Source organism: Sphingobium sp. C100, from assembly GCF_000508185.1.
In the GTDB taxonomy this organism is placed as follows: domain Bacteria; phylum Pseudomonadota; class Alphaproteobacteria; order Sphingomonadales; family Sphingomonadaceae; genus Sphingobium.
This window is the reverse complement of record NZ_AYOY01000206.1, coordinates 1-18,605: the sequence shown is the minus strand read 5'-3', so window position 1 is coordinate 18,605 and position 18,605 is coordinate 1. Positions and strand designations below refer to the sequence as shown.

Sequence of the window (18,605 nt, the reverse complement as noted above, 5' to 3'; positions counted from 1 at the left end):
CCGCCACTGGCGCGGCAGCGAGCAACTCGCCCCGCGCGAGGCCGCGCCCGAAGCGGCCATGGCGCAGGCTGCGGTCGCGGCCCCCGGTTGGCTGCGACAGGCGGCGCCGGCCGAAGCGCGGCCGCCCCGGCCGCTCGCGCCATCGGCGCAGGTCGAGGATGATGTCCCCTATCCGCCGCCCACGCCCGCCATGCGCGCGGCGGCGGAGCGGGGGCGCTGGCTTCACGCCCTGTTCGAACGCCTGCCGGCGCTTGCGCCAGAGCGACGGGGCGAGGCGGCCGACCGCTGGCTGGTGCAGCAGGGCCTGGACGACGCGGCGCAGCGGCAGGACGTCATCGCGCAGGCTTTGCGGGTCATTGATGCGCCCGATTTTGCCGACCTGTTCGGTCCGCAGGCCCTCGCCGAAGCGCCGATCGCCGCCGTCGTCGGGGAAGCCGTCATCGCCGGCACGGTCGACCGGCTGTGCATCACGCCCGCCAGGGTCCAGTTCGTCGATTTCAAGACCGGGCGGGTGGCGCCGGTGACGTTGGCCGATGTGCCGGCCTCGCATATCCGGCAGATGGCGGCCTATGCCGCCGCGCTGGGGGTGATCTTTCCCGATCGCGCGATCGAGGCGGGGCTGCTCTATACCAGCGCGCCGCGCCTCATCAGCCTGCCGCCCGCGCTGCTGGCCGCGCACAAGCCCGGCTTTGTCCCCGCGCAGGAGAATTTGCCGCTCTGGCCCGTTGAGCCGGACGCGTCGCCATCCTAGATATTGCACCACGCAAAGGAGATTACCCATGGCCACCAAGGCAGTTACCGATGTCAGCTTCCAGGAAGATGTGATCGCCGCCGACAAGCCCGTGCTTGTCGATTTCTGGGCGGAATGGTGCGGTCCGTGCAAGATGATCGGCCCGGCCCTGGAGGAAATCTCCGAGGAACTGGGCGACAAGGTGACGATCGCGAAGATCAACATCGACGAGAATCCAGACGCGCCCGGCAAATATGGCGTGCGCGGCATTCCGACCATGATCCTGTTCAAAAATGGCGAAGTCAGCGCGACCAAGGTCGGCGCGGCGCCCAAGAGCGCGCTCAAGGGCTGGATCGAAAGCGTCCTCTGACGCATTTTCACCGGCCGGGCCGTGGCATGATGCCTACGGCCCGACCGGTGACTTAACATGTTGATAGAGAATTATTTTTCGTCTTTTCCCCGACAGCGAAATGGACAGCCGTCATCCCATGCTCCGCGCGCGAAATGGCGTGGAGCTGTCTATTTCGTTGTCGGGTTTATCCGAACAATAGCCCGGCCGCCTTGTCCCACAGGCGCGGCGAGGACGCACCCAACAGGCCGCGGCGCAGGTCGCCGACCAGATAGGGCGCGCCGTCCAGCCGCTGACAGCAGCCGCCCGCTTCGTTGACCAGCAAGGTTCCGGCCGCATGGTCCCAGGGCAAGGTGCGGGCAAAGACCGAAACGTCATTCTGCCCCAGCACCAGCCGGGGATATTGTTCGGCGGCGCAGCGCGGAATGTCGACGATCGCGAACGCGCCGTCTGCGCGCCGCTGAATGTCGGCCCGCTCCTCCGGCGTCATGAAATAGACCGCGAGCGCCGCGATCGGCAGATCATCGCCGCTTTCCCGCGCGACCACCTGCTCGCCGTCAATATGGCTGCCGCCGCCCAGCATCGCATGACACAACCGGCCGGTGAGCGGGTCCAATATCCAGCCGGCGAGTGTCGTCCCGCTGTCGGCGAGCGCGATCATGATGCCGAAAGGGGGATTGCCGGACGCGAAATTGCCGGTGCCGTCGATCGGGTCGATGATCCAGTTCAGGCCCGTGCCCGCCCGCTCCAGGATGGCGGGATCGGCGGCGCAGGCTTCCTCGCCGATGATCCCCGCTTCGGGCAGGATCGCCGCCAGCCCTTCGGCCAAGCGCAGTTCGCTTTCCTTGTCGGCGATGGTGACATAATCATCCGCCGCCTTCTCGCTGATTTCATGATCGGCTAGGTTGCGATAGCGCGGCATCACGATATCGCGCGCGACCTCCCGCATCAGCGCGACAACGGGTTCGTGCAGTTCCAGCACCATCAGCTCCGATAATCCGCGTTGATCGAGATATAGCCATGCGTCAGGTCGCAGGTCCAGATCGTCGCCCGCCCTTCACCCAGGCCCAGATCGACACCGATGACGATGTCCTGCCCCTTGAGGTGGGCGGCCACCGGCGCTTCGTCATAGCCTTCGACCGCCAGCCCGCCCGTCGCCACCTGGGTCGCGCCGAAGCGGATGGAGAGCTTGTCCCGGTCGGCCGGTTCGCCCGCCTTGCCGATCGCCATGACGACGCGGCCCCAATTGGCGTCCTCGCCCGCGATGGCGGTCTTGACCAACGGCGAATTGGCGACCGACAGGCCGATGCGATGCGCGCTTTCGTCGCTCTCTGCACCTTCGATCTCAATCTCGACGAACTTCGTCGCCCCTTCGCCATCGCGCACCACCAGATGGGCAAGCTGGCGACACAGGTCGGCCAGCGCCGCCTGAAACGCATCGGCGCCCGCATCGTCCATGCCGGTGAGCGGCGCATTGCCCGCCTTGCCAGTGGCGAAGGCCAGCACCGTATCGCTGGTGGAGGTGTCGCTATCGACCGTGATGCACGAAAATGTGCGCTTGTTCGCGGCCGCCAGCATGTGCTGAAGCAAGGCGGCATCAACCGCCGCGTCGGTGAAGATATAGCCGAGCATCGTCGCCATGTCGGGCGCGATCATGCCCGACCCCTTGATGATGCCGACCAGGTCGACCCGCCTGTCGCCGATCATGGCGGAGACATGGGCGCCCTTGGCATAGGTGTCGGTCGTGCCGATCGTCGTGGCGGCTTCTTCCCAGCTGCACGGCGCGGCGGCGAAGGCGGCGTCCAGCCCCGCCTCGGCCTTGTCGACGGGCAGGGGCACGCCGATCACACCAGTCGAGGAAATGAGGATGTCGGACGGCAGGCAGGACAGATGATTGGCGACCTTCGCCGCGATCGCCTCCACCGCCGCGCGGCCGCGATGGCCGGTAAAGGCGTTGGCGTTGCCGGCATTGACCACCAGCGCGCGCGCCGCGCCCAGCGGAATGGCGTCCCGGCACCATTCGACTTCGGGCGAGGGGCATTTGCTCTGCGTCGTAACGCCGGCGACGGCGGTGCCCGCGTCCAGTTCGACATAGGTCAGATCGCAGCGGTCCCACGCCTTGTACCCGGCGCGCGCCGTGCGCAGCGTCACGCCGTCAATGGCGGGCAGGAGGGGGAAGGCTGATGGAGCGAGGGGCGAGCGGCTGGTCATGGGGCGGGCTTGGTCCAAAAGGGGATGGAGGTCAATCGTGCCGAACCGTTCAGCGGCGCCTGACGCGGAGGGGACGGACGTAGAGCCGGCCAACGCCGTCGGGCATCGCCAGCATCCGATATCCGCGGCTGCGCGCATAGGCGATCAGCCCGTCATCAGGCCGCTTGGGCAGGTTGCGCGTGCCGTCTTCATAGCCAGTCAGGATTGCGGCCGGGGGATCGCGATCCATGTCCTTCAACGTGGCAGGGATCATCACATGGAGCCGTCGCGCCAATTGCGTGCCCATCGTCCAGCCGCTGCGGTAGGCGAAGGGACCGGTCGCAAAGCGCGGGTCAAGTTCAAGGCCGCTGCTCGATATCAGATGCGGAGACAAGGTTGCGATGTCGTCATCCCCGCTCAACCGTCGCACCGTGGCGCCCGCCCAGCGCGCGGCGGCGTCGGCTTCCAGCACGGGCGACCCGTTACGCACCATCGCGCCGATACCGATCGCGGTTTCGACCAGACCCGGAACAGTCATTACGCAAAGCACACCCAGCAGGGTCTGGCGCCGCGCCAACGACCATCGGCGCGCATCGTCCAGCAGATAACCCAGCGCCAGCGCCAGCGGCGGCAGCAGCGGCATCAGATATTGGATCTGCGTCGGTGTCGGCAAGGCGGCGCCCACCAGCGCGCCGCCGATCATCCAGATGGCCAGCCGCCGACCGGCCGAGCGGGCGCGTTGCCGCGTCGTGATCCAATTGATCCCCAGCACCGTCAGGGCCGCAAGCGCCGGTCCCAGCGCGAGATATTTGAGCAGGTCGGAGATTTTACCCACCAGCGTGAGTTCATCACCAGCGCCGTTGGCCGTATACCATGCGAAGGGCGCAGTCGCGCCATAGGTCAAAATACCATAGAGAAAAGCATCGGGCGCCAGCATCCAGGCCAGCAGCAATGGCGTCATGCCGATCAGGGCGCCCGCCGCCAGCCAGCACGCGGCCCTGAAGCCGCAGCGCCCGCCCGCGCTGATGACGAACAAGCCTGTCATCAATCCCAGCGGCGCGAAATTGAGCTTGGTGGCGATGGCGAGGCCGAACAGAGATCCTGCGGTCAACCAATAGCGCGGCGCGCAATGGCGCAACGCCATGAGCGCAGCCAACAGCCCCATTGACGACAACAGCGTAGGCAGCATGTCATTGCGCACCACACTGCCGGTGAACTGGAAAGCGGCGGTCGCGCCGATAAGCAAGGTCGCGATCGCCGCGCTATCCCTGGAAATGCCGGCGACGCGCAGCGCGCGCCAGAGAGTCAGCAAAGTGCAGAGCGCAGTAACGGCCGTCGCAAGCCGCATCGCCAGCACCATATGATTCGGAAAGAGCGCGGCCAGTGGTGCGAAGGCCCAGCTGTGCAGCGGCGGCTGAAGTTGCAGGAAATCACGGAAAATCAACAGATAAGTGCTGAAAGAAGCGCCCGCTATATATTGACTCTCGTCATGATCGAACGGCGTCGCGATCGCTGCCGCGCAGAACCAGACGGCCAACGCGATACCGACCAAGAGGGCAGCAGGCAGGGCGCGGCTGCGCGCGGGCGCCAGGACGGTTTGGCGATACACTGTCTTTTGCGACCCTCGTTGTTCTTGCCCCCGTTGTGCCGCATTTTTTGCGCGGCGCAACCCCACCGCCCGCACATCATGTCATGCGGCCGCACGCGGCCTGCCGCGCGATCATGACAGCTTCACGACATGTCGGGTTAGGCGCACTCTGATTGACTAACGGATGTGCCGTGCCTAAATCGCGGCGCATATCCACGCGCAGTCCTCAAAAGGGGCGGGGCGCTTCCCTATTGTCAGGAATTTGCATGTTCGGCGCACTCGCCAAATCCATCTTCGGATCGTCCAACGAACGTTATGTGAAATCGCTGGGCAAGATTGTCGACAGGATCGCGTCCTTTGAGGCGGCGATCCAGGCGCTGAGCGACGAGGAGTTGGCGGGACAGACCACGAAGTTCCGTGAACGGCTGTCGGCGGGCGAAACGCTGGACGACTTGCTTCCCGAAGCCTTCGCGACCGTGCGCGAGGCATCGGTCCGCGTGCTGGGGATGCGCCATTTCGACGTGCAGATGGTCGGCGGCATCGTGCTCCATCGTGGCGAAATCGCCGAAATGCGCACCGGCGAAGGCAAGACGCTCGTCGCGACGCTCGCCACCTATCTGAACGCGCTGGAAGGCAAGGGCGTCCACGTCGTTACGGTGAACGACTATCTCGCCAGCCGCGACTGCGAATGGATGGGGCAGGTCTATCGCTTCCTCGGCCTCACCACCGGCGTCATCGTGCCCAACCTGTCGGAAGACCAGCGGCGCCAGGCCTATGACGCCGACATCACCTATGCGACCAACAACGAACTGGGCTTCGACTATCTGCGCGACAATATGAAGTTCGACCGCGCGTCGATGGTCCAGCGGCCCTTCAATTACGCCATCGTCGATGAGGTGGATTCGATCCTGATCGACGAAGCGCGCACGCCGCTGATCATTTCCGGCCCGACCGACGACAAATCCGAACTCTATGTCGCGGTCGACGCGATCGTGAAGCAGATCACCGACGCCGATTATGAAAAGGACGAAAAGCAGCGCAGCGTCACGCTGACCGAAGACGGCACCGAAAGGATCGAGCGGCTGCTGGAGCAGGCTGGCCTGCTTCAGGGCGCCAATCTCTATGATTTCGAAAATACCGCCGTCGTCCATCATGTGAACCAGGCGCTACGCGCCAACGTCATGTTCCGCCGCGACATCGACTATATCGTAAAAGACGGCAAGGTCGTCATCATCGACGAATTTACCGGCCGCATGATGGACGGCCGCCGCTGGTCCGACGGCCTGCATCAGGCGGTCGAGGCCAAGGAAGGCGTCCAGATCGAGCCGGAAAACCAGACGCTCGCATCCATCACCTTCCAGAATTATTTCCGCATGTATCCCAAGCTTTCGGGAATGACCGGCACCGCTGCGACCGAGGCGACCGAATTCTACGAAATCTACAAGATGAATGTCGTCACCATTCCCACCAACAAGCCGGTGCAGCGGGTGGATGAGGAAGACACATTCTACAAGAATCTGGAAGACAAGTTTCGCGGCATCGCCAAGACCATCAAGGTCCATGCCGAGCGGGGCCAGCCGGTGCTGGTCGGCACCGTGTCGATCGAAAAATCGGAAATGCTGTCTGAATTCCTCAACCAGGAAGGCGTCAAGCATGCGGTCCTCAACGCCCGCTTTCATGAGAGCGAGGCGCATATCGTCGCGCAGGCGGGCCGCAAGGGCGCCGTGACGATCGCCACCAACATGGCCGGCCGCGGTACCGACATCAAACTGGGCGGCAACCTGGAGATGCGGGTCGAGGACGAACTGCGCGACATGCCGGAAGGGCCGGAGCGTGAAGCGGCGATCAAGCGCATCGCAGCGGAGATCGAGGTCGAGAAGCAGGAAGTGCTCGATGCCGGCGGCCTGTTCGTGCTGGCAACCGAGCGGCATGAAAGCCGCCGCATCGACAACCAGCTGCGCGGCCGCTCTGGCCGTCAGGGCGATCCGGGCCTGTCGCGCTTCTACCTCAGCCTCGACGACGACCTGATGCGCATCTTCGGGCCGGACACGATGTTCGCCAAGATGATCCGTTCCAACCTGGAGGATGGCGAGGCATTGCCGCCATCCAAATGGTTGAGCAAGGCGATCGAGACCGCGCAGAAGAAGGTCGAGGCGCGCAACTACGACATCCGCAAGCAGGTCGTCGAATATGACGACGTGATGAATGACCAGCGCAAGGTCATTTACGAACAGCGCAGCGACATCATGGACGCCGAAACCGTCGACGATGTCGTGATCGACATGCGGCATGAAACGGTCAACGACCTGGTGGGCGCTTCATGCCCGCCGGGCACCTATCCCGAACAATGGAATATGGACCGCCTCAAGGCCCGGACCGCAGAAATCCTCAGCCTGGAGCCGGACTTCGACGCCTGGCTGGCGGAAGACGCCGTCGATCCCGAAATGATCGAGGGGCGCCTGGTCGCCCTGGCGGACGAGGCCGTTGCCGAAAAGGTCAAGGAGGTCGATGCGGCCGACTGGCACATGATCGAAAAGTCGATCCTGCTCCAGAGCCTGGACCATCATTGGAAGGAACATCTGGCGACGCTCGACGCGCTGCGCCAGGTCGTGCACCTGCGCGCCTATGCGCAAAAGACGCCGATCAACGAATATAAGCAGGAAGCCTTCGCCTTGTTCGAGCGGATGCTGGAGAATATCCGCGAGGATGTGACCGGCTCCATCGCACGGGTCCAGTTCCGTATGGAGCAGCCTCCACTCGAAGAGTTCGGCCTGCCGGTTCTGCCCGATTTCATCACCACGCATATCGACCCCTTCTCGGGTGAGGACAACAGCGCGGATATTGACGCGGGACAACTGGGCGGAATCACGACGACTATCCCGCGCGCGCCCGCGCCGGTCGTGCCGGGCGGTGACTTCTCCAATCTGGACATAAGCCGCAATGCGCCATGCCCGTGCGGTTCGGGCCAGAAATACAAGCATTGTCATGGGGCGCTGGCCTGACCGACGGCAGGGCGCGTCTTTCTCAATGCGCCCTTAACCGTTGCTCCTAATATCTTCGTAAGGTTCGACGGCGAGGCTGTGACTGTTTCCTGGGGGGTAAGCCGGGAGAAAGCCATGGAACAAACTCTCTGTCGCGCGCGGGCCGAACGAAGGCGGGAGCAACGCTTCGTCGCCGAAGTGAACGCCATGCTGAGTTGGAACGGCACCAGCCAGCCGGTCGAGATTCGCAATATCTCGATCTATGGCGCGCTGGTGGCTGGCGCGTGGTTGCCGCTCGTCGGCGAACGCGTCACCTTGATTGCCGATCATCTGGAAGTGTGCGGAACGGTCATCTGGAACGGGCCGGATCGCTGCGGCCTGCTGCTGAGCCACGCGGTCGATCCCCGCGCGATCATCGGCGAGGCGCAGGTCCGTGAAGGCGACGGCGCACCAATCACACTGCGCCAGATCACACCGGGTCATTACGCCTGAGCAGCAGGAGTAAGCGCCCGAAGAGGTGGCGGACAGGGTGGGATTCGAACCCACGGTGGGCGTAAACCCACGGCGGTTTTCAAGACCGCTGCCTTAAACCACTCGGCCACCTGTCCTTGTGCCCGCTTCCTAGCGTCCGCTGCCGGCTTGCCAAGCGCAAAAATCATTTGCTCGGCTCATCGCCTTCTTGGCCCAGGCCTTTCGATAGGGGGTTTCCCGGTCGCCATGCCCTGTGCAACAACAGGGCAATGCGAGATTCTCTGCGCTTGAACATATCGGCATTTCTGGTCGCCCTGGCCACGCTTTCGATTGCGATCGCGACCGCCCCGGCTTATGCACAGGGCAATGGCGACTTTCAGTCCTATCTAGAGGATCTGCGGCCCAAGGCGCGAGCGATGGGTATTCGCGATGCAACCCTCGACGCCGTGCTGCCGAGCCTGACGCCCAATAACCGCGTGATCGAACTGGACCAGAACCAGCCGGGCGGCGGCGCCTATTCGCCGATCCCCAATTTCGAGCCCTATCGGCGCAAGCATGTCGATGCCGCGCGCATCAGCCGAGGCCGGGTGGCCTATCAGGCCAACCGTGCCCGCCTGGCCCGCATCGAAGCCGAAACGGGCGTTCCCGAAGAGATCATGGTCGCGATTTTCGGTCACGAGACCAATTATGGCTCCTATACCGGCGATTTCGACCTGATCCGGTCGTTGGCCACGCTGGCATGGGAAGGACGCAGGCGGACCTTGTTCGAGCCTGAACTGCTCGCGACGCTCAAGATGCTGGACAATGGCGTGCCACGCAGCCGATTGGTCGGCAGCTGGGCCGGCGCGACTGGCTATCCGCAATTCCTGCCCAGCGTCTATCTACGGCTGGCCAAGGATGGCGACGGCGATGGCCGGGCCGATATCTGGACCAGCGAAGCGGATGCGCTTGCGTCGATCGCCAATTATTTCGTGCATTCGGGTTGGCGGCGCGGACAGCCGTGGGGCGTTGCGGTGTCGGTGCCGATGGGCCTCAATCGCTCGGCGCTGGCGGCGCGCACCAACCCGCCGCGCTGCCCCCGGGTGTTCAACCGGCATAGCCGCTGGCTCAACATGGCGGAATGGCGAAAATTGGGTCTGGTGCCGGCCGATGGCCGATGGCCCGACGACAGCATGATGGCGACCTTGCTGGAGCCTGACGGTCCGGGAAAGACCGCCTATCTGCTCACCAGCAACTATCGGGCGATCCTTGATTATAATTGCTCCAATTTCTATGCCTTGTCGGTGGGATTGCTGGCGGATGCGGTCAAGCAATAGGACGCTCATCCCCGCCTTGGCGGCATTGATCGGAATGGCAAACGGCGGCGCGAGCAATGCGCAGCCGCCGAAGCGTTCCGACATGCCTGCGGCTACAATGGTCGCCGATGCGCCGGTCATGCTGGGGCTGTCTTATGCCGTCGATGGCGTGACCTACACGCCAGCCGATCCGGTATCCTATGACGAGGTGGGCTATGCCAGCGTCGCGGAGGAAGGCAGTAACGGCGCCGCCACCGCCAATGGCGAAAGCTTCGTTGCTTCCGCCATTACCGCCGCGCACAAAAGCCTGCCGCTTCCGAGCTATGTGGAGGTGACGGCGCTCGACAGCGGCCGCACCATATTGGTGCGGGTCAATGATCGCGGGCCGATGCGGAACGACCGGATCATCGCGCTGTCGCCCGGCGCAGCGGCCCAATTAGGCATGAGCGCGCAATCAGCGCCAGTGCGTGTACGCCGGGTCAACCCACCCGACCAGGATCAGGTGGCGCTGCGTCGACATGGACGTGCGGCAGAACGGCTGGAAAGCCCGGACGCCCTGCTCAAGGTTCTGCGCGAGAGATTGGGTAAGCACGGCACATCTGCGCCGCCACCATCGCAGACTGCGCCGGTCAAGCCATCCAGGACAGCTAAGCCGGGCGCGACATTCGATCCACCAACGCTTGCCAAACCAGCGGCCAGCGCGTCCGGGCCAGCGTCGGCTGCGACGGGTCGGTACATCGTCCAGGTCGGCGCTTTCTCCTCCCGCGAACGGGCGGAAACGCTGGCGAAGCGGATCGACGCCCATGTGACGTCGGGTGGTGGATTGTGGCGTGTGCGATTTGGCCCCTATCCGTCACAACAAGCCGCGCAGGCGGGTATTCGCGCTGCGGCGGCCAAAGGCTTTCCGAATGCCCGCATCATGGCTAATGACGGCCAATAAGCGCCGCCGCATCCCAAGCGAATCCCTATAGTCGAAGGCAGTTTCCGATGAAGAAATCCCTTGCAGTCATCCTGGCCACCGGGCTGCTCGCACAGCCGCTGATCGCCGCCGCACCGCCCTATACGACGGACGCGCCGATCGCTTATCTCAAGGATTTGTCTTCGGGCGCGGTGTTGTATGACAAGGGCGGGCAGACGAAGATCCCACCGGCCTCCATGGCTAAGATGATGACCGCGCATGTCGCGTTTCGCCTGATCCAGAAAGGCGACCTGAAACTCGATACCAAGTTCACGGTGCGGCCGGAAACCTGGCGGCAATGGCATGGTCCGCAAGCGGGATCGACCATGTTCCTGTCGGCGGGCGAACAGGTGTCGGTCGAAAATCTGTTGCACGGCATTGTCACCCTTTCGGGTAATGATGCCTGCGTCGTGCTGGCGGAAGGGATTGCCGGAACCGAGCAGGCCTTCGTCGCGCTCATGAACGAAGAGGCCAAGCGCCTGCATCTGGACAACAGCCATTTCGGCACCAGCAATGGCTGGCCGGATGAAGGCGTGACCTATGTAACCGCCGAGGATCTCGCAAAGCTCGCCCAGGCCACGATCGAGGAAACCCCCGATCTCTACAAGCGCTTCTACGCGACCCGCTCCTTCACCTGGGGCAAGACGATGGGCGGTTCGGACATCGAACAGGCCAATCGCAACCCCATTCTGGGCAAGATCGCCGGCGCCGACGGCCTCAAGACCGGCCACACTTCAGAGGCAGGCTATGGCTTCACCGGGTCGGCCGAACAGGATGGCCGCCGCCTGGTCATGGTGATCGCCGGGCTAAACAGCTTCAACGGCCGCATCAACGAATCCGTGCGTTTCATGGATTGGGGCTTCAAGGCGTGGAAGGCGCAGCCCCTGTTCAAGAAGGGGCAAACCGTCGAGACCGCCGAAGTGCAACAGGGCAGCGCCACCAGCGTACCGTTGGTCGCGCCGCAAAATCTGGCCGTCACGCTGCCGCGCACGGCCTCCGCCAACGTGCAGGTGAAGGTCGTTTATACCGGTCCCATCAAGGCGCCGATAGCCAAGGGACAGCAGATCGCCCAACTGGTCATCCAGACCCCTGACACGCCGCCCCAGATCATGCCGCTCGTCGCGGGCGAGGATGTGGCCGAGGCCGGTATTTTCGGTCGTCTGTGGAATGGCATGAAGTCCCTGTTCGGGTGAAGCAGGGGCGTTTCATCTCGCTGGAAGGCGGGGAAGGGGCGGGAAAGTCGACGCAGCTTCGCGCCCTTGGCGATGCCTTGCGCGCGCGTGGGATGGAAGTGGTCGAGACCCGCGAACCGGGCGGTAGCGAGGGCGCCGAAGCTATTCGGTCGCTGTTGCTGACCGGCAACGCCGATCGCTGGAGTCCGCGCGCGGAGGCCTTGCTGTTCGCCGCCGCGCGGGCGGATCATGTCGAAAAAACGATTCGCCCGGCTTTGGAACGAGGCGCCTGGGTGCTGTCCGACCGGTTCCTGGATTCAAGCCGCGCCTATCAGGGGCAAGGCGAACTGACCGACGCCGACATCATGGTGCTGCACCGGATCGGGAGCGCTGGTTTCCTGCCCGACCGCACGCTGTTGCTGACGCTGCCCGAACAGGAAGCCGCGGTCCGCGCCAGGCGTCGCGACGGCGATGATGCCGATCGGATCGGCGGGCGTGCCAGCGATTTCCACCGGGCCGTGGCCGATGCCTTTGCCCGCTTTGTGGTGAACGAGCCCGATCGGGTCCGCGCTGTCGATGCGTCAGGCGCGGCGGCGGAGGTGACGACCCGCCTTCTCGCAAACCTGGTTGACCTGCTGCCGTGACGGGCCTTGTCGGCCATGATGCGCAGGCGCGCACGATGATCGCGGCCGCGCGGAGCGGACGAATGCATCATGGCTGGATATTGGCCGGCCCCAAAGGCATCGGCAAAAGCAGCTTCGCCCGCGCCCTGGCGCAGCGCCTGCTGGCGGATGCCGCCGGCCCGGTGGTCGAAGGGGAGGGGCTGGCCGTGCCGGAAAGCCATCCGGTCCGCCGCCTGATCGAGGCGACCGCGCATCCCGATTATGCGGAATTATCGCCGATCGAGAAGGACGGCGTCACCGCCCGCAATATCAGCGTCGATCAGGTGCGGGGATTGCAGCGGCTGATCCAGTCGGCCCCGTCGCTGTCGCCACGCCGCGTGGTGGTGATCGACAGCGTAGACGATCTGGAGCGGGGCGCTGCCAATGCGTTGCTCAAGTCGCTGGAGGAACCTCCGGCCGACATGATCTTCCTGCTGGTCAGCCATGCGCCGGGTCGATTGCTGCCGACCATCAGGTCGCGCTGCCGCAGCCTGCGGTTCGATCCACTGGATGATGCGGCCATGCGGTCCGTGCTGAGCGCCAACGATGCGGCGCTGTCGCCCCAGGAAATGGACGCGCTGGTGCGTGCGGGTGAAGGCTCTCCTGGTCAGGCGCTGCGCTATGCCGGGCTCAACCTGTTCGAGATCGAAAAGGCGCTCAGCGAGCTGGCCGCGCGGGGCGATACGGGTAATGGCCAGCGCCTTGCCCTCGCAAAGGCGTTGGCGCTCAAATCCGCCAAACCGCGCTATGAAGCCTTCCTGGAACGCGCGCCCGCCTTCATCGCCCAGGCGGCGCGCACGCGGCACGGCCTGGCGCTGGGTCAGGCGCTGGATCATTGGGAACAGGCCCGACATCTTGCCGGTGGCGCGATCATCCTGTCACTGGACCCGGCGGCAGTCGCCTTCGAACTGGCCGGCCATGTCGCGGCTTTGGCGCCCTCCTCTTGAAAAGTCGCGGCACGATCCATGATTTGCGCTTGCGAGATGTTCCATCCGGCTTGAAATCGCTCTAGGGAGAGCGCCATGTCTCAGCCCTTCACGATCACCACCGCCATTTCCTATCCCAACGGCCGTCCGCATATCGGCCATGCCTATGAGGTGATCGCTACGGATGCGATCGCGCGTTTCCAACGTATGATGGGACGCGATGTCTTTTTTCAGACGGGCACCGACGAACATGGGTTGAAAATGGCCCAGACGGCCCGCAATCGCGACATCGAACCCAATGTCCTAGCTGACGAAATGTCATCCTATTTCAGGGATATGAATGATGGTTTGAACATCAGCTATGATCGTTTCATCCGCACCAGCGAGCCGGACCATCACCGCGCCAGCCAGGCGATATGGCAGGCGATGGAAGCCAGTGGCGACCTCTATCTGGGCCGCTATGAAGGCTGGTATTCGGTCCGCGACGAAGCCTTTTACGACGAGAAGGAAATCGTCGAGGGCGAAGGGGGCGTCAAACTCTCGCCCCAGGGCACACCGGTCGAATGGACGGTCGAGGAGAGCTGGTTTTTCCGCCTTTCGGCCTATCAGGACCGGCTGCTCCAGCTTTACAATGACCAGCCCGATTTCATTCAGCCCGACAGCCGCCGCAATGAGATCATGCGGTTCGTGGAGGGTGGCCTGTCCGACCTTAGCATTTCACGCACCAGTTTCGACTGGGGCGTAAAAGTGCCCGGCAGCGAAGGCCATGTCATGTATGTGTGGGTGGATGCGCTCACCAATTATCTGACGGGCTGCGGCTATCCCGACGATGCCGACAGGATGGCGCGCTATTGGAGCGAGGGGGGCGATATCACGCATATCATCGGCAAGGATATTGTGCGTTTTCATGCCGTTTACTGGCCTGCCTTCCTGATGAGCGCGAAACTGCCGCTGCCCAAGCAGGTGTTCGGCCATGGCTTCCTGCTCAACCGCGGCGAGAAGATGTCCAAATCGTTGGGCAATGTCGCCGACCCGATGGAATTGGCCGGGCGGTTCGGCGTCGATCAATTACGCTATTTTCTGTTGTCCGAAGTGACGTTCGGCAATGACGGCAGCTATAGCGCGGAGGCGATCGTCGCGCGGTCCAACAGCGATCTAGCCAATAGTTTCGGCAATCTGGCGCAACGGACGTTGAGCTTTATCGCCAAGAATCTGGAAGGCCGCTTGCCCGAACCGGCCGCGCAGGATGTCGACAGCGCGTTGCTGCAGAGCATTACGGAGGCAGCGCAGACGTTTCAGAGCGCCATGGCCGACCTCGCCCCTTCAGCCGCCATCGAGGCATGGATGCGCGCGGTCTTCGCCTGCAACGCCTATATTGATGCGCAGGCGCCGTGGACGCTGCGAAAGACGGACCCTGCGCGCATGGAAGCCGTCCTCGCTACGCTCTATGAAGCGATCGCCAGCCTTGCCATCATGATCCAGCCGGTCATCCCCGCGAGCGCCACCGCTCTGCTCGACCAGATGGGCATAAGCAGCGCGCAGGGGCGAAGCTATGACGCCATTGGTAGCGGCTTCTATGCCGAATTGCGCGCGTCGGGCTTTGTCCTGAGCCAACCCAAACCACTTTTCCCCCGCCTGGAACTGGCCGAGACGGACGCCTGACGCCATGCTGATAGACAGCCACTGCCACCTGAATTACAAGGGCTTGGTCGAGGATCAGGCCAATGTCCTGGAACGTTCGCGCGCGGCAGGGGTCGATCTGATGCTCAATATCGCCACCCGCGAAAGCGAATGGGAGGATGTGCTGGGCACCGCCTTACGCGAACCAGATGTGTGGGCGACAGTCGGCATCCACCCGCATGAAGCGGACGAGCATCCCCATATCGACACCGCCAAGCTGGTCGAGCGCGCCGCTCACCCGCGCGTGGTCGGCATCGGCGAAACCGGCCTTGATTATTATTATGACCATAGCGACCGGGACCGGCAGCAAAAGAGCTTTCGCGCCCACATCGCCGCCTGCCGGGAAACCGGCCTGCCGCTGATCGTCCACACCCGCGACGCGGAAGAGGATACGCTGGCGATCATGCGCGATGAGATGGGGAAGGGGGCCTATAGCGGCGTCATCCACTGTTTCACCGCCAGCGGCGCCTTTGCCGATGCCGCGATCGAGCTTGGTTTCTACATCAGCATTTCGGGCATCGTGACGTTCAAGAACGCGAAGGACTTGCAGGAAACGGCGGCGCGCCTGCCGCTCGACCGGCTGCTGGTGGAAACCGATTCGCCCTTCCTCGCCCCCGTTCCACACCGGGGCAAGCCTTGCGAGCCGGCCTATGTTGCCGACACCGCCAGGTTTCTCGCTAATCTGCGCGGCGAAAGCGTGGAGGAACTGGCGGCGGCGACATCGCACAATTTCCGCACCCTCTTTGCCAAGGTCGCATGAGCCTGAAGCTCACGATCCTGGGCAGCGGCACCTCATCCGGGGTGCCCCGTATTGGCAATGACTGGGGCAGCTGCGATCCAAAGAACCCCAGAAACCGCCGCACCCGCGTCTCGATCCTGGTCGAAAGCGCGACGACCCGCATATTGGTGGACACCTCACCCGATATGCGGGCGCAGCTCCTGGCGACGGATGTGGTCCATGTCGACGCGATCCTGTGGACCCATGACCATGCCGACCACAGCCACGGCCTGGATGATGTGCGACAGCTCTATCATCATCGCGGAACGCCGGTGCCGGGCTATGCGCGGGCGCAGACGCTCAAGCTGCTGAAGCAGCGTTTCGGCTATGCTTTCGAAGGGAGGCATGGTTATCATCCGACCATCGACGCGCATGTCCTGCCCGACAGCCTGCGGATCGGCGACATCGACGTCGAGTGCGTGGACCAGCCCCATGGCGAAATTTTCTCGACCGGATTTCGCTTCAGCCATGGCAATAGCTCCATCGGCTATGCCACGGATTTTCATGCGTTTACCCCGGACATGCTGACGCTTTATGCCCGGCTCGACATCTGGGTGGTGGACGCGCTGCGGGTCAGGCCGCATCCCACGCACTCGCATCTGGCGCTGACCCTGGAAGGGATCGCCGCGGCCCGGCCCGATCGCGCAATCCTGACCCATATGGACCAGAGCATGGATTATGCCGCGCTGTGCCGTACGCTCCCCAATGGTGTGGAGCCGGGCTATGACGGCATGATCTTGGAAGTGGGCGCGAAAGAGCGGGGGGATTGATGGACGGCACGGATCAGACGGCATCCACCATCTGGTATGTCCTGGCGATTATGCTCGTCGCTTCAGCGCTGGTGGGCCGGCGCCTTGCCTGGAGCAGTCTGCTGCGCATGGCATTGCTGTGGGTCGCCATCTTCGCCGGTCTGCTTGGCCTGTTCAAATTCGCGCAGGGGCAGGGGTATCTGACCGGTCGCTGGGCGGAACAGGGCGGCGTCGCAGCGCCGGATGGCACGCCCGCATCACTGCCACCTGCGCGGGCCGAGGGACAGGCGCTGCGCATTCCGGTTGCTTCGGACGGCCATTATTGGGTCGAAGGCGCGATCAATGGCACGCCGGCCCGTTTCCTGATCGACAGCGGCGCGACGATCACGGCTTTGTCTGAAAATACCGCCCGTACGGCTGGCTTGAATTTCGATATCGGCGCGCCCGGCGTCATCATGAATACCGCCAATGGCAAGGTGGAAGCGCGGCGCTCCAGCATCGCCACCCTGGCGATCGGCCCGATCCGCGCCAGCGACCTGCCGATCGTCGTGTCACCCGCCTTTGGCGAGGTCAATGTCATCGGCATGAACCTGTTGTCGCGCCTGAAAAGCTGGGGCGTGCAGGATGGTGAAATGGTGCTGGTCCCATGACGCTCGCGCCGGATCAGCGTGCGCCGACCCAGCGCGAGCGGCTCAAGGCCATCATCGGCGGTTCCACCGGCAATCTGGTGGAATGGTATGACTGGTATGCCTATGCCGCCTTCACCCTCTATTTCGCGCCCCATTTCTTTCCCAATGAGGATCGCACCGCGCAGTTGTTGAGCGCGGCCGGGATATTTGCGGTAGGTTTCCTGATGCGGCCGATCGGGGCGTGGATGATGGGCATTTATGCGGATCGCCATGGGCGCAAGAGCGGGCTTACCCTGTCGGTTGCATTGATGTGCGCAGGTTCACTGCTGATCGGCGTCACGCCGGGATATGAGACGATCGGTGTCGCAGCGCCGTTGCTGCTGGTGCTGGCGCGATTGATGCAGGGATTGTCGATCGGCGGCGAATATGGCGCGAGCGCCACCTATCTGTCCGAAATGGCGGGCAGGAACCGGCGTGGCTTTTTTTCCAGCTTTCAATATGTAACGCTGATTGCCGGCCAACTGGTCGCGATCTGTGTATTGCTGTTGTTGCAGGCGTCGCTCAGCATAGCCCAACTCGACGATTGGGGCTGGCGCATTCCCTTCTTCATTGGGGGGGCGTTGGCGATCATCGTCTTCTGGTTGCGGCGGGGCTTGGCCGAGACGCAGAGTTTTGCCGTGGCCAGAGCGGAGGGCGGACCGAAGTCGGGCTTTGTCGAACTGATCACCAACCATCCGCGCGAAACGCTGACCGTGATGATGCTGACAGCCGGGGGCACGATCGCCTTTTATGCCTACAGCATCTACATGCAGAAATTCCTGGTCAACACGAGCGGGTTGAGCCGGGAAGCGGCTTCGCAGATCAATGCGGTGACACTGTTCCTGTTCATGCTGTTGCAGCCGGCGGCCGGTGCTTTGTCGGACCGGATCGGGCGCAAGCCGCTGATGATCACATTCGGCATTCTTGGTGTGTTCTGCACCTATCCGATCTTCTCGACGCTCGCCAAGACGAAAGACCCGGTTATGGCCGCGCTGCTGGTGATGGCCGGACTGATCATCGTGACCGGCTATACGTCGATCAATGCGGTGGTGAAGGCGGAGCTGTTCCCGGCGCATATTCGCGCACTGGGCGTGGCATTGCCTTATGCGCTGGCCAATACGCTGTTCGGGGGAACTGCGGAACTGGTCGCGCTGTGGTTCAAGCAGGTCGGGATGGAGCAGGCATTCTACATCTATGTGACGGTGATGATCGCCATTTCGCTGGGCGTTTATATACGGATGCGCGACACCGCGAAGCATAGCCTGATCCGGGAAGATTGAGGCTTTAACGCGACAGCGAAAGCGACAGCTTGAACGGGGTCTGGAAAAATGTGTGGAAAGTGGTTTGATTTAACATAATATATATTATCGGACTTATGGAAGCGACTGGGTGGATTCTAGATCGAAGT

General features: G+C 63.3%; 17 protein-coding genes and 1 tRNA gene. 14 read left to right on the top strand and 4 right to left on the bottom strand.

The genetic code is table 11. The annotated features are described in order from the left end of the window. Together C100_RS0125485 and trxA are read left to right on the top strand one after the other, a co-directional pair. The coding region (locus C100_RS0125485) for a PD-(D/E)XK nuclease family protein (RefSeq protein ID WP_031310320.1) at positions 1 to 751 on the top strand (751 nt) is incomplete at its 5' end. A gap of 28 nt (positions 752 to 779) precedes the next feature. Further along, positions 780 to 1,100: a thioredoxin TrxA gene (trxA, locus tag C100_RS46030; RefSeq protein ID WP_024021954.1), complete on the top strand. Its 321-nt coding sequence runs from the start codon at positions 780 to 782 to the stop codon at positions 1,098 to 1,100. Positions 1,101 to 1,266: 166 nt separating this feature from the next. Here the strand turns inward: trxA and C100_RS46025 are convergent, their stop codons facing one another. The 3 genes from C100_RS46025 to C100_RS46015 are packed head-to-tail and all read right to left on the bottom strand — an operon-like array spanning position 1,267 to position 4,878. After that, on the bottom strand, positions 1,267 to 2,064 hold the full coding sequence (locus C100_RS46025; RefSeq protein WP_024021953.1) for an inositol monophosphatase family protein: 798 nt from the start codon (positions 2,062 to 2,064) through the stop codon (positions 1,267 to 1,269). Beyond that, positions 2,064 to 3,290 carry a bifunctional glutamate N-acetyltransferase/amino-acid acetyltransferase ArgJ gene (argJ, locus tag C100_RS46020; protein ID WP_024021952.1) on the bottom strand — a complete coding sequence of 409 codons (1,227 nt, stop codon included), beginning with the start codon at positions 3,288 to 3,290 and terminating at the stop codon, positions 2,064 to 2,066. Before argJ ends, C100_RS46025 begins: the two co-directional genes overlap by 1 nt. Positions 3,291 to 3,339: 49 nt before the next feature. Then, positions 3,340 to 4,878, bottom strand: a complete 1,539-nt coding sequence (locus C100_RS46015; RefSeq protein WP_024021951.1) for an ArnT family glycosyltransferase — start codon at positions 4,876 to 4,878, stop codon at positions 3,340 to 3,342. A gap of 245 nt (positions 4,879 to 5,123) precedes the next feature. On the opposite strand from C100_RS46015, the gene secA reads away from it, so the two are divergent. Both secA and C100_RS46005 read left to right on the top strand, forming a co-directional pair. Then, complete coding sequence (secA, locus tag C100_RS46010) at positions 5,124 to 7,859, top strand: preprotein translocase subunit SecA (protein ID WP_024021950.1); 2,736 nt, start codon at positions 5,124 to 5,126, stop codon at positions 7,857 to 7,859. Between the two features lie 114 nt (positions 7,860 to 7,973). Continuing rightward, positions 7,974 to 8,330 (top strand): PilZ domain-containing protein, encoded by a 357-nt coding sequence (locus C100_RS46005; RefSeq protein ID WP_024021949.1) that lies wholly within the window; start codon positions 7,974 to 7,976, stop codon positions 8,328 to 8,330. Between the two features lie 26 nt (positions 8,331 to 8,356). On the opposite strand, the gene C100_RS46000 is transcribed toward C100_RS46005, so the two are convergent. Further along, positions 8,357 to 8,446 (bottom strand) — tRNA-Ser (locus tag C100_RS46000). 144 nt (positions 8,447 to 8,590) lie between these two features. On the opposite strand from C100_RS46000, the gene C100_RS45995 reads away from it, so the two are divergent. From C100_RS45995 to C100_RS45950, 10 genes are all read left to right on the top strand, one after another. Further along, the gene (locus C100_RS45995; RefSeq protein ID WP_235219149.1) at positions 8,591 to 9,625 is read left to right on the top strand and encodes a lytic murein transglycosylase; all 1,035 of its coding nucleotides are present in this window, start codon (positions 8,591 to 8,593) and stop codon (positions 9,623 to 9,625) included. Next, complete coding sequence (locus C100_RS45990) at positions 9,609 to 10,544, top strand: septal ring lytic transglycosylase RlpA family protein (protein ID WP_031310317.1); 936 nt, start codon at positions 9,609 to 9,611, stop codon at positions 10,542 to 10,544. The genes C100_RS45995 and C100_RS45990 overlap by 17 nt, the downstream gene beginning before the upstream one ends. A 47-nt stretch (positions 10,545 to 10,591) precedes the next feature. Continuing rightward, entirely contained in the window at positions 10,592 to 11,755 is a 1,164-nt protein-coding gene (locus tag C100_RS45985; protein ID WP_024021946.1) for a D-alanyl-D-alanine carboxypeptidase family protein, read from the top strand. Continuing rightward, positions 11,752 to 12,378, top strand: coding sequence for a dTMP kinase (tmk, locus tag C100_RS45980; protein WP_024021945.1), 627 nt, complete (start codon positions 11,752 to 11,754; stop codon positions 12,376 to 12,378). The genes C100_RS45985 and tmk overlap by 4 nt, the downstream gene beginning before the upstream one ends. Continuing rightward, a complete protein-coding gene (locus C100_RS45975; protein ID WP_024021944.1) occupies positions 12,375 to 13,343 on the top strand; it encodes an AAA family ATPase in 969 nt (322 codons plus the stop codon). Before tmk ends, C100_RS45975 begins: the two co-directional genes overlap by 4 nt. A gap of 75 nt (positions 13,344 to 13,418) precedes the next feature. Next, positions 13,419 to 14,984, top strand: coding sequence for a methionine--tRNA ligase (gene metG / locus C100_RS45970; RefSeq protein ID WP_024021943.1), 1,566 nt, complete (start codon positions 13,419 to 13,421; stop codon positions 14,982 to 14,984). 4 nt (positions 14,985 to 14,988) lie between these two features. Beyond that, positions 14,989 to 15,762, top strand: coding sequence for a TatD family hydrolase (locus C100_RS45965; RefSeq protein WP_024021942.1), 774 nt, complete (start codon positions 14,989 to 14,991; stop codon positions 15,760 to 15,762). Next, on the top strand, positions 15,759 to 16,550 hold the full coding sequence (locus tag C100_RS45960; RefSeq protein WP_024021941.1) for an MBL fold metallo-hydrolase: 792 nt from the start codon (positions 15,759 to 15,761) through the stop codon (positions 16,548 to 16,550). The genes C100_RS45965 and C100_RS45960 overlap by 4 nt, the downstream gene beginning before the upstream one ends. After that, positions 16,550 to 17,179: a retropepsin-like aspartic protease family protein gene (locus C100_RS45955; RefSeq protein WP_024021940.1), complete on the top strand. Its 630-nt coding sequence runs from the start codon at positions 16,550 to 16,552 to the stop codon at positions 17,177 to 17,179. The genes C100_RS45960 and C100_RS45955 overlap by 1 nt, the downstream gene beginning before the upstream one ends. After that, positions 17,176 to 18,477: an MFS transporter gene (locus tag C100_RS45950; RefSeq protein WP_024021939.1), complete on the top strand. Its 1,302-nt coding sequence runs from the start codon at positions 17,176 to 17,178 to the stop codon at positions 18,475 to 18,477. Before C100_RS45955 ends, C100_RS45950 begins: the two co-directional genes overlap by 4 nt. Positions 18,478 to 18,605 lie beyond the last annotated feature (128 nt).